This is a genomic window from Gelidimonas denitrificans, assembly GCF_055694065.1.
The window spans coordinates 1847452-1862286 of the sequence record NZ_CM146350.1; the positions used below are offsets into that span (position 1 = coordinate 1847452).

The 14835-nt window shown below is 50.6% G+C and carries 15 protein-coding genes and 2 pseudogenes; 3 read left to right on the top strand and 14 right to left on the bottom strand.

Features of this window, described 5'->3' with window-relative positions:
• Window positions 1-6: 6 nt before the first annotated feature.
• Genes rplI through rpsF form a run of 4 tightly spaced genes read right to left on the bottom strand, consistent with a single transcriptional unit; the run spans window position 7 to window position 1532 of the window.
• Complete coding sequence (gene rplI / locus FKCLFG_RS08630; RefSeq protein WP_472612687.1) at window positions 7-459, bottom strand: 50S ribosomal protein L9; 453 nt, start codon at window positions 457-459, stop codon at window positions 7-9.
• 38 nt (window positions 460-497) lie between these two features.
• Window positions 498-782: a 30S ribosomal protein S18 gene (rpsR, locus tag FKCLFG_RS08635; protein ID WP_472612688.1), complete on the bottom strand. Its 285-nt coding sequence runs from the start codon at window positions 780-782 to the stop codon at window positions 498-500.
• Window positions 783-799: 17 nt separating this feature from the next.
• Window positions 800-1105: a primosomal replication protein N gene (gene priB, locus FKCLFG_RS08640; RefSeq protein ID WP_472612689.1), complete on the bottom strand. Its 306-nt coding sequence runs from the start codon at window positions 1103-1105 to the stop codon at window positions 800-802.
• 28 nt (window positions 1106-1133) lie between these two features.
• On the bottom strand, window positions 1134-1532 hold the full coding sequence (gene rpsF, locus FKCLFG_RS08645) for a 30S ribosomal protein S6 (RefSeq protein ID WP_472612690.1): 399 nt from the start codon (window positions 1530-1532) through the stop codon (window positions 1134-1136).
• 239 nt (window positions 1533-1771) lie between these two features.
• On the opposite strand from rpsF, the gene lexA reads away from it, so the two are divergent.
• Complete coding sequence (gene lexA, locus FKCLFG_RS08650; RefSeq protein ID WP_472612691.1) at window positions 1772-2440, top strand: transcriptional repressor LexA; 669 nt, start codon at window positions 1772-1774, stop codon at window positions 2438-2440.
• A 295-nt stretch (window positions 2441-2735) separates the two neighbouring features.
• Here lexA and FKCLFG_RS08655 read toward each other — a convergent pair whose 3' ends face one another.
• Window positions 2736-3485: an RNA methyltransferase gene (locus tag FKCLFG_RS08655; RefSeq protein WP_472612692.1), complete on the bottom strand. Its 750-nt coding sequence runs from the start codon at window positions 3483-3485 to the stop codon at window positions 2736-2738.
• A gap of 157 nt (window positions 3486-3642) precedes the next feature.
• Here FKCLFG_RS08655 and FKCLFG_RS08660 point away from each other — a divergent pair, with 157 nt between their 5' ends.
• The gene (locus FKCLFG_RS08660) at window positions 3643-4434 is read left to right on the top strand and encodes an inositol monophosphatase family protein (RefSeq protein ID WP_472612693.1); all 792 of its coding nucleotides are present in this window, start codon (window positions 3643-3645) and stop codon (window positions 4432-4434) included.
• A 232-nt stretch (window positions 4435-4666) separates the two neighbouring features.
• Entirely contained in the window at window positions 4667-5995 is a 1329-nt protein-coding gene (locus FKCLFG_RS08665) for a DEAD/DEAH box helicase (RefSeq protein ID WP_472612694.1), read from the top strand.
• A gap of 145 nt (window positions 5996-6140) precedes the next feature.
• On the opposite strand, the gene FKCLFG_RS08670 is transcribed toward FKCLFG_RS08665, so the two are convergent.
• The 9 genes and pseudogenes from FKCLFG_RS08670 to FKCLFG_RS08710 form a co-directional block, all read right to left on the bottom strand.
• On the bottom strand, window positions 6141-6596 hold the full coding sequence (locus FKCLFG_RS08670) for a MaoC family dehydratase (protein ID WP_472612695.1): 456 nt from the start codon (window positions 6594-6596) through the stop codon (window positions 6141-6143).
• A gap of 120 nt (window positions 6597-6716) precedes the next feature.
• Window positions 6717-6870 (bottom strand): annotated as a pseudogene (locus tag FKCLFG_RS08675) (hypothetical protein); the annotation flags it as partial.
• Window positions 6871-6887: 17 nt separating this feature from the next.
• Window positions 6888-7442, bottom strand: a pseudogene (locus tag FKCLFG_RS08680) (ISAs1 family transposase); the annotation flags it as partial.
• A gap of 34 nt (window positions 7443-7476) precedes the next feature.
• Window positions 7477-7614, bottom strand: coding sequence for a hypothetical protein (locus FKCLFG_RS08685; protein ID WP_472612696.1), 138 nt, complete (start codon window positions 7612-7614; stop codon window positions 7477-7479).
• A 101-nt stretch (window positions 7615-7715) separates the two neighbouring features.
• On the bottom strand, window positions 7716-8687 hold the full coding sequence (locus FKCLFG_RS08690; protein WP_472612697.1) for a contractile injection system protein, VgrG/Pvc8 family: 972 nt from the start codon (window positions 8685-8687) through the stop codon (window positions 7716-7718).
• Between the two features lie 358 nt (window positions 8688-9045).
• Entirely contained in the window at window positions 9046-9606 is a 561-nt protein-coding gene (locus FKCLFG_RS08695; protein WP_472612698.1) for a hypothetical protein, read from the bottom strand.
• A gap of 20 nt (window positions 9607-9626) precedes the next feature.
• Window positions 9627-11123: a hypothetical protein gene (locus FKCLFG_RS08700; protein WP_472612699.1), complete on the bottom strand. Its 1497-nt coding sequence runs from the start codon at window positions 11121-11123 to the stop codon at window positions 9627-9629.
• Window positions 11120-11683, bottom strand: a complete 564-nt coding sequence (locus FKCLFG_RS08705; RefSeq protein ID WP_472612700.1) for a hypothetical protein — start codon at window positions 11681-11683, stop codon at window positions 11120-11122. The genes FKCLFG_RS08700 and FKCLFG_RS08705 overlap by 4 nt, the downstream gene beginning before the upstream one ends.
• Window positions 11670-14834: a type VI secretion system Vgr family protein gene (locus FKCLFG_RS08710; protein WP_472612701.1), complete on the bottom strand. Its 3165-nt coding sequence runs from the start codon at window positions 14832-14834 to the stop codon at window positions 11670-11672. The genes FKCLFG_RS08705 and FKCLFG_RS08710 overlap by 14 nt, the downstream gene beginning before the upstream one ends.
• Window position 14835 lies beyond the last annotated feature (1 nt).

The following is a 14835-nucleotide window of genomic DNA, read 5'->3' on the forward strand; positions in this document are numbered from 1 at the left end:
ACGCGATTAAACGTGTTCGCCCAAAACGGCAACCGTCAGATCAATTAGTACATCAGTGTGCAACACAACCGAAATAGCATGGTCGCCAACAGTTTTGATTTGCCCTTGCTCTAAACGCACCTGTGCTTTTTCAACTGCAAAGCCTTGTTTGCTCAGCGCTTCAGCAATATCGGCAGTGGTAACAGAGCCGAACAAGCGGCCATCGACACCCGATTTTTGGGTGATTTGTACCGTCATGCCAGTTAATTTTGTGGCCAGTGCTTGTGCAATCACCAACTTAGCTAATGCAGCTGTTTCCAGTTCTGCACGCTTGACTTCAAATTCAGCGATGGCATGTGTTGTCGCACGACGCGCCAAGCGTTGCGGGATCAGGAAATTGCGTGCATAACCGTCTTTGACACGAACTACTTCACCGAGGCTGCCGAGATTAACGACTTTATCTAACAGAATAACTTGCATATTTTTCTCCGAATTTTCGTAACTGAGTCAGTCGTCAATTACGCGGTGTGCAGATCGGTGTACGGCATCAGCGCGAGGAAACGTGCGCGTTTAATTGCCGTATCAACCTGGCGCTGATAGATAGCCTTGGTACCGGTCAGGCGTGCAGGCATGATCTTGCCGTTTTCCTGAATGAAATCCTTGAGCGTATCCATGTCTTTGTAATCGACCTGCGCTACATGTCCCGCCGCAAAACGGCAGAATTTCTTGCGCTTGAACAATGGATTTTGCTGTTGACGTTTTAACTTGAGCTTGCTTTTATCGAACTTTTTACCGAATGCCATTTTTGGCTCCTGTATTTTTAACAATTTTCTAACGAATGTGTCTCGAAATCCACAATATGGAATACGAGACTTTTGCTGTTGCGGTTCTTGCGTGCCAGAAATCCGGTGAACTGAAACATACTGCCTAAATCAGCCTGATTGAATTGTCCTGAAACTTCGCCTGCGGCTAGCGCTGCGATTTCAAATTCGACCAACCTGTCAGTGCCTGCTTCCATCTGTTGCGAACTGTGCAGCAATCTTGCCTCCACCATCGGAATACCTGCCGGGGTGTAACGCAGAACATCGCGTTCAACAATACTGGCAACAAATTGGAGCCGGTTCACACTGTTCGGTTCACTACCTGATACGCAATTACGCAGCTGCCGCGACTGGTGCCGGGGCTGGTGCCGCAGGCGCCTCAGTGCGATGGCTCTTTGCAGCATCTTCCTTCTGCACGTTCTTCATCATCGGCGATGGTGCTGTTTCAGCTTTCTTCATCTTGATGGTGAGGTGGCGCAGGATGGCATCGTTGAATTTGAAGGCTGTTTCAATTTCGACCAAGGTCTCGTTGTCGCATTCAATATTCATACAGACGTAATGTGCTTTGGCAAGCTTCTGGATCATGTAAGCCATTTGACGACGGCCCCAGTCTTCCACGCGATGGATCTGACCGCCACGTGCAGTAACGCTGGCTTTGTAGCGCTCGATCATTGCAGGCACTTGCTCGCTTTGATCCGGATGAACGATAAATACTATTTCATAGTGACGCATGTAAACTCCTTATGGACTGATTAAAAAATCGCCCACCTCGGCGTCAAGACGAGTGTGGGAAGAGAAAAGCCCAGAACTATACTGCTAAACCATCAAAAACTCAAGAGTACCGACAGCATGCAGCTTAGAAAGCAAAAAATAGCCAGTCATAATGTGCAAATAAGAGCGAATGAACTTGCATTCAGTGATGCACTGTACAAAAATACAGACTGTTTTTATAAACAGCCTCAAAAAAAACCATGTTAAAGCTTACTGCGCGTCAAGAACAAATTTTGAACCTGATCAAAAATGCAATTGAAAACACAGGTTTTCCGCCGACGCGCGCAGAAATCGCTGCTGAGCTCGGCTTTCGCTCGGTCAACGCAGCCGAAGAACATCTGCAAGCATTGGCGCGCAAGGGCGTAATCCAAATTACGCCGGGCATATCGCGCGGAATTCGCTTGTGCGACATGCGCAATCAGGAGCAGAGCCACCACCATGGCCGCGATGCAGAAATGACCTTGCCGCACGCCGCACTGATGCAGTTAAGCCTGCCACTGGTTGGCCGCGTGGCGGCCGGCTCGCCGATCCTTGCAATGGAACATATTGAGGCAACCTATCAAGTCGATCCAGGCCTGTTTTCCAGCAAGCCCGATTTCCTGTTGAAAGTGCAGGGAATGTCCATGCGCGATGCAGGCATTCTGGATGGCGACTTGCTGGCCGTCAAAAAAGTCGAGAGTGTTAAAAACGGTCAGATTATTGTAGCCAGGCTAGGCGACGATGTGACGGTCAAACGCTACCGAAAAACCGGCGCGCTGATCGAGCTACTTCCGGAAAATCCCGACTTCACCCCGATAAAAGTCAAGCCGGACGACGACAGCTTCGCCCTTGAAGGCCTGGCAGTTGGACTGCTGCGCTCCTGGACCTAAGAATGCTTTATGTGTAGTCAGTGCGCGGCCCATCAAGCGCGACCAAATAGCATCTAGTCTGGTTGCGCCGCGTCCGTGGACAAGTCGGCAAGGTTGAAAAACACCTTTTTTGAAGTGCCGCTGCGCATATACAGAGCAGGAATACGTTTCAACAGTGTTACACCTTGACACCTTGCTAGAATTAAATTTAAAACAAGGAGTATATGAAATAATATGGCAATTACCGCATACACACAATGCACAATATAAAAATACTATGTACGGTATTTAAATAGCACATCAAATTTTACAGCGACTATTTGCTCAGAATTTTTTTAGCAATTCCGCGCAGGATATTGACTTCCTCCACTTCCAGTTGGGTGCGCGCGAACAGGCGTTTCAGGCGCGGCATCAGTTTCTTCGGTTGGTCAGGATTCAGAAAGCCGATTGCGGTTAGCGCCTGCTCCAGATGTACATACATGCCTTCAATTTCCGCAATGCCGGCTACGGCGCCCTGAAAGCCGATGCTGCTGACCGGCACGCCATCGCCGATAGCGGCTACGCGGCATTCGTAGGCCAGCACTTGCGCTGCCTGCGCCAGATTGAGGGAAGAATAAGACGGGTTGGCCGGGATATTGATCAGCACATTGCATTTTTCAACTATCCCGTTCGGCAAGCCAAAGCGCTCGTTGCCGAATATCAACGCCGCATTCAGACTGCCATCCGCGGCCAACTGGCTGGCCAAATTGCGAGGAGACACGATGGGCGGTGAAAATTCGCGCAATCGGGCACTAACGGCCGCAGCAAAATTACACCCTTCCAGCGCCTCTTCAATCGAGCCGACTTCGCGTGCGGCGGCAAGAATATCCTGCGCACTGCTGGCAAACGCAATCGCTTCGTCCTGTTGCGTCATGTTTGCAAAGCGTGGATTGACCAGCACCAGATCCGAGAAACCCATGGTTTTCATGGCGCGCGCAACCGATCCGATGTTGCCTGAACGGCTGGTTTCGACCAGGATAAAACGCAGGCGCTGAAAAAGAGACGTATTGGTTTGCTGCAGGTTCATTTAAAATAGCGCCATCGCGCGGTTAAAACTGGGATTCAGGAGTCTTGCACAGACATTCTGGCCACAAATATACCGCATCGCTCTTTAATTCATGTTGTGCGGTTTTGTTTGCAGCGTTATTGCTCGTAAACAGCGCCGCCATTTTAACGGAACCACTATGCATCCAATGCTCAATACGGCGGTCAAGGCCGCTCGCCGCGGTGCGGCGATCATCAATCGCGCCGCATTCGACCCCGACCGCGTTACGGTCACCGAAAAGCAATATAACGACTTCGTGACCGATGTCGACCAGGCAGCGGAACAGGCGATCATTGAAATCTTGCAAAACGCCTACCCCAGCCATGCCATTCTGGCCGAAGAATCCGGTGCATCCGCCAATCTGAACGATGAAAATGAAAATGTCTGGATCATCGACCCGCTCGATGGCACCACCAACTTCATCCATAGCTATCCACAATACTGCGTATCGATTGCGCTGCAACAGCGCGGCGTCATCACGCAAGCGGTTGTCTACGACCCGAGTCGCAACGATTTATTTACCGCAAGCAAAGGCTCCGGCGCTTACTTGAACGAAAAACGCATCCGCGTGACCAAGCATGACAAACTGTGCGACACCTTGCTTGGGACCGGTCTGACCAGCGCCAAAAACATGGATGAATTTCTCGAAATGTTTCGCATCATGTCGGAAAAATCACACGGTGTACGTCAAGGCGGTTCAGCCGCACTGGACTTGGCCTATCTAGCCTGCGGATATATTGACGGTTATTTCATCAAGGGTTTGCGACCTTGGGATATCGCGGCAGGATCGCTGCTATTGACTGAAGCGGGTGGCATCATGGGCGATTTTTCCGGTGAGTCCGATTACCTGAATCATGGCAACATCATTGCCGGCAATCCCAAGATATTTGCGCAAATGCTGGCTGTACTGACTCCATTCGCGGGTAAATAACTTTCAGTATTAAAAAGCCATCGGCCATTCGGACGATGGCTTTTTTGCTTTGCGAAGCCAATAACAGCACCTAAGCGTTAAATCCCCCTTGTGCCGTACTGCTGCTATACTGCGGCACGCGACAGCTTACCAGTCCCCTTGTCGCTGTCTATTACGACTTTTCCGCATACCGATCTGTTTGCCTGCGACTGGCGCCTTGAATGGCGACAGGCCGATCTTTTTAAAATCATCCATGCTATTTACTGAACTCGGCCTGTCCGATGCAATTCTCCGTGCTGTAACCGAAAAAGGCTACACCACCCCAACCCCTATTCAAGCGCAAGCCATCCCTGCCGTACTAGCAGGCGGCGACTTGCTGGCCGGCGCCCAGACCGGCACCGGCAAGACGGCCGCTTTTACGCTGCCAATTCTGCACCGACTGGCTAGCGCCGCAAAAAATCCGAATGCGCAAGGCACGCCAATTCGCACCTTGATCTTGACGCCGACCCGCGAACTGGCAGCGCAGATCGAAGAAAGCGTGCGTCAATATGGCAAATACGTGAAGCTGACTTCTGCCGTGATTTTCGGCGGTGTCGGCATCAACCCGCAAATTAAGGTACTCAAGCACGGCGTCGATATCCTGGTCGCCACGCCGGGGCGTTTGCTGGATCATATGCAGCAGGGTACGATCAACCTGAATCACGTTGAAATCCTGGTGTTGGACGAAGCTGACCGCATGCTCGACATGGGCTTCATCAAGGACATCAAGCGCGTCCTGGCTGTATTGCCGAAAAAACGCCAGAACCTGCTGTTTTCCGCCACGTTCTCTGAGGAAATCAAGACGCTGGCCGATGGCTTGCTCAATGCACCTGCCATGATCGAAGTAGCACGGCGCAATTCGACCGTCGAAATCATTGCGCAAAAAGTACATCCGGTCGATCGCGATAAAAAACATCCGATGTTGACCCACTTGATCAAAACCCATCAATGGTCGCAAGTGCTGGTATTTACCCGCACCAAACATGGCGCCAACAAATTGGTCGAGCAACTGGAAAAAGATGCCATCAGCGCGATGGCAATCCACGGCAACAAGAGCCAGTCTGCACGCACTAAGGCACTGACGGAATTCAAGGGTGGAAATCTGCAAGTGCTGGTGGCAACCGATATCGCCGCGCGCGGCATCGATATTGATCAATTGCCGCACGTGGTCAATTACGATCTGCCGAACGTGGCGGAAGATTATGTGCATCGGATCGGCCGCACCGGCCGTGCCGGCGCCACTGGCGAAGCGGTTTCGCTGGTCTGCGTCGATGAATTCAGCCTGCTGAAAGACATCGAAAAATTGATCAAACGCGAATTGCCGCGTGAAATCATCGACGGTTTTGAGCCAGATCCTCATGCCAAAGCGCAACCGATTCAGCTGCGTAGCGGTGGCGGTGGCGGCAGAAATCAACAGCCACGCACAGGTGCTGGCGCTGGCAAACCACGCAGCGGCGCACCGCGCTCCGGCCCGGCGCAAGCCAATGGCAACGTAGCAGTGCGCTCATCGGCGCAACACCGTTCAGGCGGCCGCGGCCGTTAAGTCGATGGTGGCGTAGCTTGACTACGCTTGTGCTTTTATCACGCGCTAAATAAGGCGTGATAAAAGCCGTTCTCCTCAAGCAAACCGAAAGATGTCGCGCAGGAGCGATGCTTGCAAATATGATTGCGCACACTGCGCTACCACATCAATAATATTGCCGGACCAGCATCTCGGCCACACAAACCGGCTTCTCGCTTCCCTGCCGTTCCATGACGACTTCCCAACTTGCCTGAATGCCGCCCGCAATATCATCGACGGCGAGTAATGTCAGGTGTGCGCGCAAACGACTGCCAACCGGCACCGGAGCCGGGAAGCGTACCTTGTTCAAGCCATAATTGAGGCCCATCTTCACGCCTGTCATGGCAATCGACTCTTCCATAAATATCGGCAACAGCGACAAAGTCAGGAAGCCATGTGCCACGGTCCCGCCAAAAGGAGACTCGCGCCGGCTGCGCTCAACATCCAGATGAATCCATTGACAGTCGCCGGTAGCTTGTGCGAACTGATCGATGCGCTCCTGCGTAATATCGACCCAACCGGAACTCGCCACTTGCTGACCGACCAATGCTTTCAAAGCTTCCTGCGAATCGATGATGCGCATTACACCCTCTCGACAAAGAATATTGCAGAACAACAAATATTCCGAATATTCTGGTTAGACAACAACAAAAAAAACCACTAACAAACGCAAGTTTGCCAGTTGTTTTGGCGCCGTAACTAGTCAGTGCATGAACGTAAATCGCCCTTGATGCATGTCGACCTTAATTACATCCTTTAGGGTCAAACTGCCCCTGTAATATCAGTTTCGAGAGCGGATTCTCGATTTCATGCTGGATGGCACGTTTCAGTGGTCGTGCGCCATACACCGGATCAAAATCCCAGGAGAAACGCATCAAATGGCCGACATGCGTAGACCAAGAACGTCTGTGAGATATTGATCATGGAGTGCAGCATAGAGCCATTTTTTTGGAATGCTACGCTTCATCGAGGTGTCCTTACAAAAGAGGTTCATGATGACTCTCCTGACAATGTTGAAATTTTCAGCGGCGTGACCGGCGCAAGTTCGGCAGCCATCTTCTTTGAAGATGACGTCAAGATACCAATGCAGTTTGTTTTCAATACCCCAATGGGCTCGAATAACATTGCCGATCTGCTTTGAGTCGGCGTCGAGGGAGCTGATATAAAATCGTCGCTCACTGGTGCTCTTTTCACCAATCTCGCGGATCGATTCCCCCATGATCACGCTCTTTAATCCCTGCCAGGCGCCGACCTGCTCCAGATGTTCTGAAGATAGAGCAACCCGGCGCGACTCAATGCGTCCGTAATTTTTTTCACAAGTTTCATGTGGCCTGGCTTCTAACCCATGGTACCGATACTGCTCGGCGATTTCAAAAAACTCACCCACCTGTTCATGCAACTTGCCATGTTTGCCTTTCAGGGCCAGAACATAGTCTGCACCTTATGCAATGATCGCTTTGACATTACCCCATCGAATTGATCATCACGACGTTGCCTTGCAGATCCAGCATATCAAGCAGCTCCGCAATAGCCGTGATCTCATTGAATTTTTCTTCCGTCTTGAGTTGCCCCAACGTGAGCAGAGGAAAAGTAGACCTCAAATTCCAAGTGCTTACAACACTATTTTTAAGTCCTTGAAAGTAAACGACTTTTGATGCAATTGCCCAGGGTCAAAACCCGCTTCTGCAATTTTCTGCAGCGCTTAGCCAGAAATGTCGAGCGCCATTTCAATACTAGCTAGCCGCTGCTCCAGAATTTTCAGCTTAATTTTGTCAATGGCGCCGATATTCTTCTCATCGCGCGCATGAAATACCGCGATTTCATTGCATGCGATTTTGCTTGCCGGGAGCATGACATGGATGTGGTGTTTCGTGTGGCCGATCGCATTACTGTGCAGAGCGATTGCATGAAGCGAGTGTATGGCTACAGTGATCAGCTTGTCGGCGATGATCTTGGTCGCATCGCTTTGGCTTTGCATGCTCACTGTGCCGCTGGCGGCGTGCAGTGCAATGCCGGTTTCCTGGTTCGGCTTGTCCTTGTTGCTGACGGTCCCATAGGTAAACAGGCTGATGCCGGCTTTGACGGCGTGGGTGCTGTTGCCTTGTACTGCCACGTTGATGTCGTGCCCGGCTGTGATGCTGCTGGTGCTACCGGCCACGGTGCGGGTGTTGGCTGTGCGGTAGTCCCAGCTGGCGATGTCGATGGCGTTGGTGTGCCAGCGCCGTACGCTGCGCCAGCGGTCGATGCTGTCGCGTTGCATGACGGCGCCGGGTTGACTGAAGGCGATGGGCGACTGCGCATTCGGTGTGAAGCTGCCGTTGTGGTCGGCGATGATGAGGGTGTGGCTGCCGAAGCTGGGGCTGTGGGGGTCGCCCTGGTGTTGGAGATAAGTGAACAGTCCTTCTTCTGCCAGCAGACGCATGACGAAGTGCAGGTCGCTTTCCTGGTATTGGGTGGTGAGGCTGCGCTTGGGGTAGATGCTGAGGTCGCGAATGTCGCACTTCCACTGCGGTTGCAGGGTGCCTTGGGATTGATAGTCTTTGAAGATCGATTCGACGATGTCGAGTACGGTCATGTCCTGGTAAATGGCGCTGTCGCGACGGTAGCGCAGGAAGGTGAGCCAGGGTTCGATGGTCAGTTTGTAGCGGGCCAACCCGGCATTCGCGCCGATCATGTCGCAGTGCGTCACATATCCGTGGAACGGACGCAGCGCGGTGCGGCTGACTGGAGTTCGAGCAGGATCGGTTGCCCTATCAATTTCTTCAATGCGAGATGGGCGTCCAGACTCAGACAGGTGATTTCCAGTTTGTAGCCACAGAGGGCTTGGGGGGCGTCAGTAGCATATGTAAGGAGTATCACTATTTTCATGCCATTTTATGCATATAACTGTTGTAATTTTAAAATATACTCCTGTAAATACTGGAAATTAGTCCGGCGCGCATTTCCGTGTGGTGCGGTTGCCGTTGCATGACGCCGGGTTGGGTGAACAGCACAATAATTCAAAATACGTGCGCTCACCCAACTGTGAAAATTTATTTATACATCGGGCAATTTGCTTTCACATCATAACCAAGAGAGTAGTAATAATTTTCAAATGGTTTTTTTTCAGATAACGAGTGAAATAAATAAAAATTTACTCCCTCAGATCCTAAGCAGTGACGCACATAAATATTATTTTTATTATCCGAGAACAATATTTCGAAGGTTTTATTTCCCTTAGCTTTAATATCAGACATATTCTCAAAGCCAAAAGCCAAATCTACCTCAGATTGAATTTTTCTAATTCCTTTAAAGAACCCCCCAATCTGAAAGGTCTCTTCACCTTTATCTGATATAAGCAATGGGTTGTCATTATCTATTTTTGCAGAGGATTTAGTATTAGGTTTTTGTAAGCCAAAGTTAAAACAACAAGTAGGATTTATTGACTCCAAAAATATTAACTTCAATTGCTTTTGTGTTTTAATTTTAGGATTTGTTGCATGTAAAATTGCATCATTATTTTTACGGATATCTACCAGATAAAAGGATGGTGTAGCCGCAAAAGAAAATGTGTATGGAATCAAAGCCAATACAAATGTAAAAATAAACCTCATAATTATAAATCCATTACTTATTAATGACCATCATCTGACCAATGTGGTGGATCAGTTTTCAATTTAATAACCCCATATGTTTTACCTAATTCGTAAAGGTCTGAGGCATTAGAAATCTCAACCGCTACTCGGTTTGAATTCTCAACTTTCCTCCCATTGAATCCTGTAATTGTCATATCAACTGCGCGCTTTTCTGTATGCCTACTTTTAAGAGCCGCGGGATATTTTATAACATATGCTGCCATCATTTCCTTAGCAGCCTTGCAAGATGCTTTTTCATCAAAATCCCCATTTGAATCGCGATGCATCCATTCTATATTTACACCTGAAAATGGCGGTATTTTATTTGCTGATATTTTATTGTTGCCAATTTTACAGCAGTAATGCATAAGATAAGCACGTTCTTTTGGACGGTAAGTTGCAGATATTCGTACCCTTATATCCGCCAACTTTAGTGCATTTATAAAGCTACCAACTGAAGTTTTAAACTCAGGAGTGAGATCATCAAGACTCTTACTTGTTGGAAATTTTTTCTCCCAGGCCGCTCCGCTTAACTCTTTCTCTCCAGATACTGGCGCATTCACAACCGCTACGGGATTTCCTTTGACGCCTCTCTGAGAAGTAGTTTTAGTTTTCTCATTTTTAATTTTTGATTTCTGCTTCTTTGCGTTTCCAGCTTTGTAATCACCTGCAACGCCTTTGTGATTTTCTAACTCCGTTTGTATTTTCACTTTAGGGCTAATCAATGTTACAACAGCCGACGAAATCGGGGAAATAAAATTAGCTACTTCTTTCAATCCTCCTTCAACCCTAAGTACAAAAATTGAAAGAGATGTTTGCTGATGAGATAATGCAATTTTCTTTGTATGGCCTTTAATATCTGTCTTCCCTTTTTTAATCGTTTTTTTACCTGATTTAATTTCATATGGCAAACCTACGATAGGTTCTTTTTCTCGATCAAGCAAATTAATTATGAGATGTCCGCAACACCCTAGGTCATAATCAGCAAACTTCCCCATATATTTTGATACGCTAGTCCCATTGGCATCGGCACCATTCGTTGCTCCATTAGAAGATAAAAACTGAATAACTCCCGGATGCTTGGCATTACCGAAACCTTTAAGATGCGCTGCGGCGATAATCCCAGACTCAGTGACGTGTACGCCACCAATTTCCTCATCGATATATTTTTCTAATTTGTATTTTTTTGTTCTCTTGCAGAGGATATTAATCCAGTCTTTGGCAGCAAAATCTTGAATTGCCTCGCTTACGAGAAATACATCTTTACTTGTAGCCCCATTTTTCCCAGTCCACTCTCCAGCCCAGTCATATTTGAACTTTCCTTTTGACGTTCTATTCTTAGAACTATCGCTTTTGTAATAGCCAATGTCTATAAGCGCATCTTCTCCAAATTGATATTTTCCTATATATCCGAATTCATTCTCAATATCAACTCTGTGTCCGCCTTCACTCGCAAACAACGCTTTTAAGAATTCGTTAATCCCACCTTTACTCATTTTGAATCCTCACAGTCATTTGCAGAAGGTGTTGCAAATGAACTTGAGTGTAATTTTTTCAAAATTTTCTTTTCCATTTCATTCGGATTCCCAAGCCAACTAAATTTGCATTTATTTAAAAATTGGCTAACCATTTTTTTAGTCTTTATTTCAAATAATATATCTATATTTGTTAAGTCGCATTGATGCGATTGGCAAATTCCGTAATACACGAAACTGGTATTCTGCGTAACAATATAGATTCCATTTGCTGTTGGGCCACTCATAATTTTTTTTAATAATTTCGGATCACGTTTTAACTGCGGCGCCAACAAATTATTTAGTTGATAAGAAAATTCTTTGTCATATTTAGTTTCATCCTTATTCGCCAGTTCAAATATTTTTGATTTATATTTAATTAGAGAGGCTGGGAATGGTTGCTCAGCGAACTCACTATTTACAGATTGCGCAGTGGGTGGGACAGGAAGAGTTGACTCTTTTTTTTCTGCGCACGCAGCCTGTGAAGCAAAAGCAGCTATGACAAGACACTGACATGCTATTACCCGACTAAGTATGGTCATGCTCACTACCCTCATGTTGATGTTTGCAATCGCAATTTTCCAGATCGTCTAACGAAGCGATATCAATGGCCCAATCCCCATCGCCAACCAATACATTTAATTTTTCCGCCGAATCACCAAAGAAGCGCTGCGTTCTACCGCTTTGGTCTAGTTGGCCTTCAAAGACTGTTCCGTCGGCTTGCTCTACTTTGTAAGGCAATCCACTTGCAAGTTCTTGTTTTGAAAACAGCGCCGATAAATCCATACGATTACTAAATTCTTCTTTACGTTCGGCTAATTTTGCGGCCTCTGGAAACAGATGCAATGCATAACTGGATTTCGCTGGCCCCGTAAATTCCTTGAAACTAGCCTTGAACGTCATAGTCCCCGGCCCGTGAATCTCGATGTTGCCGCCTTCGAGTTTCAGGTATGCACCCTGCGCGGTCATCATCACGTGGTCTTGGGCTGCAATCTGGACGTCTTTTGTAATGCTCGCTACCGTGATCAGTTTGTCGGCGGTGATCTTCGTCGCATCGCTTTGGCTTTGCATGCTGACTGTGCCGCTGGCGGCGTGCAGTGCAATGCCGGTTTCCTGGTTCGGCTTGTCCTTGTTGCTGACGGTCCCATAGGTAAACAGGCTGATGCCGGCTTTGACGGCGTGGGTGCTGTTGCCTTGTACCGCAACGTTGATGTCGTGCCCGGCGGTGATGCTGCTGGTGTTGCCGGCCACGAGGATGGCGTTTTCGGGCGTGAGCGCTGCAATGCCGGCCGGACTCGATAGTTGTAATTGCGGTTCGCTGTACGCGGTCACGCTGCCGGTGCCGCCGGCGTTGCCTTCTGCCGTGTTGCTGCCGCCGCTTGCAGTGGCTTTGAGCACGTCGATGCTGTGCTGCATGCGCTCTATGGCTGCGAGCTTGTCCGCTTCCGTTTCTCCTGTGAGCTGGGCATGGTGCTTTTGGGCAGTGGTTGCCAGGCTCTGTTGCAGTTGCTGGCTTTGTTCCAGTTGCGCTTGCGCTTCCCTGGCGTCGAGTTGGGTGCTGCCGGCGTTGGGGCGAGCGTCGGTGCTAATGAGCAGGCCTTGTCCTGCACGGAGGGCGGTGCGGTGTTGGGTCTTGAGCTCGAAACCGTAACCGGTGTGCTGCAGGCGCTGGTTGTCGCTTTGGTGACGCAGGATGCCAAGGTTGAGTTCGGCGGTGCCCTGGTGGGCGCTGGCGTGGTGCTGGAGTGCGGTTCTGCTTTGGCCGGGGCTGTCGTCGAACAGGAGTTGGTTGTAGGCACCGTTGCCGCTTTGACTGGCATTCATGGCCTGGGTCTTGATGCCGGAGAGTACGGCCGGATGGCTGTGGCCGTCCTTTTCTCCGGGAAACCAGCTGGGGGCGTTGCCGGTGGCGGCTCCCATGCCCTGGCCGATGTGATTGATTTGCGCGTCAGCCTGGCCCTGCCCGTTGTAGAGGGTGCCGATGACGATGGGACGGTCGATGTCGCCTTCGATGAAGTCGATGAGGACTTCTTGTCCGATGCGCGGGACGGCGTGCCCACCCCAGTTGGCGCCGGCAACGGGGGCGATGCCGGCCATGACGCGCACCCAGGTACCGGATTGTTCGTTGGCGGGGGCACCCGTGTGGCCTTCGGGATGGGGGTGGCTCAGGCGGCTGTGGCTGCCGCTGTGCCCTTCTGCGTTGCGCTGCCAGTGGAATTGCACTTTGATGCGGTGGTCGCGGTCGGTGTGGATCATGTGGCCGGCGGGGCCTACGACGATGGCGCTTTGCTGGCCGCTGACGGTGGGCTTGGGATGGAGGACGATGCCATGCGCGTCCTGGGTTGCTGGACGGTAGGGAATTTTTACCCGAATCGCGTCGATGCGGTTGCGGTACAGCGGACGGGGGCTTTGTGGGCTTTGTGCGTGGTGTGCGTTGTGTGTGTTGTCGATATCCGCTGCGCCGAGCCGTTGGGCGATTTGGCCTTTGAGGGCGGCGCTGAAGTTGTTGTGCGCCAGATGGACTACGCGCAGTACGACAAAGGTGTTGTTGTCTTCGCTGCTGTTGTTGTCGCCATTGCTGTCGCTGTGTCCGGTCAGGGTGAATGTGGTGCCGGGCGCAAGCGTGCGTACGGTGCCGGCGCCGGTGAAGATTTTGTTTCTGGCTTCGATGGCTTGCAGTTGGTTGTTGGCCAGGCGTTCGCCTTGGGCACGGTTCTCGAACGCATAGGCGCCGGGGGCGTCACTGCTAATGAGCGCAATGGCGTCGCTGCTGTTAGCGGCGGCGCTGTGGGCAGCGCTGGTTGCAGACGCCGTGCGGGTGTTGGCTGTGCGGTAGTCCCAGCTGGCGATGTCGATGGCGTTGGTGTGCCAGCGCCGTACGCTGCGCCAACGGTCGATGCTGTCGCGTTGCATGACGGCGCCGGGTTGGCTGAAGGCGATGTGTGACTGCGCATTCGGTGTGAAGCTGCCGTTGTGGTCGGCGATGATGAGGGTATGGCTGCCGAAGCTGGGGCTGTGGGGGTCGCCCTGGTGTTGGAGATAAGTGAACAGTCCTTCTTCTGCCAGCAGACGCATGACGAAGTGCAGGTCACTTTCCTGGTATTGGGTGGTGAGGCTGCGCTTGGGGTAGATGCTGCGGTCGCGAATGTCGCACTTCCACTGCGGTTGCAGGGTACCTTGGGATTGATAGTCTTTGAAGATCGATTCGACGATGTCGAGTACGGTCATGTCCTGGTAGATGGCGCTGTCGCGACGGTAGCGCAGGAAGGCGAGCCAGGGTTCGATGGTCAGTTTGTAGCGGGCCAGGCCGCCATTGGCGCCAATGCGGTCGCATTGGGTTACGTAGCCGTGGAAGGGTCGCAGCGCGGTGCGGCTGGCGTCGGTCTGGAGTTCCAGCAGGATCGGCTGCCCAATCAATTTCTTCAATGCGAGATGGGCGTCCAGGCTCAGACAGGTGATTTCGAGCTTGTAGCCGCAGAGGGCTTGGGCGGCTTGGGTGCCTCCAGTACCATCAACGGCTACTACGGTATCAATGCCTGCGTCGTCGATGGGGCTGATGCCTTCGACCGCTTGCATGCTTTCGGCCATCAATGTATTTGCGCCGTGCTCGGCATCGAGCACGGTGTGCAAGCGCATCAGGCGGTCGGTTTGGGTCCAGCCATTGAATAAGGTGGCGAGCGCGGTGCTTAGCATG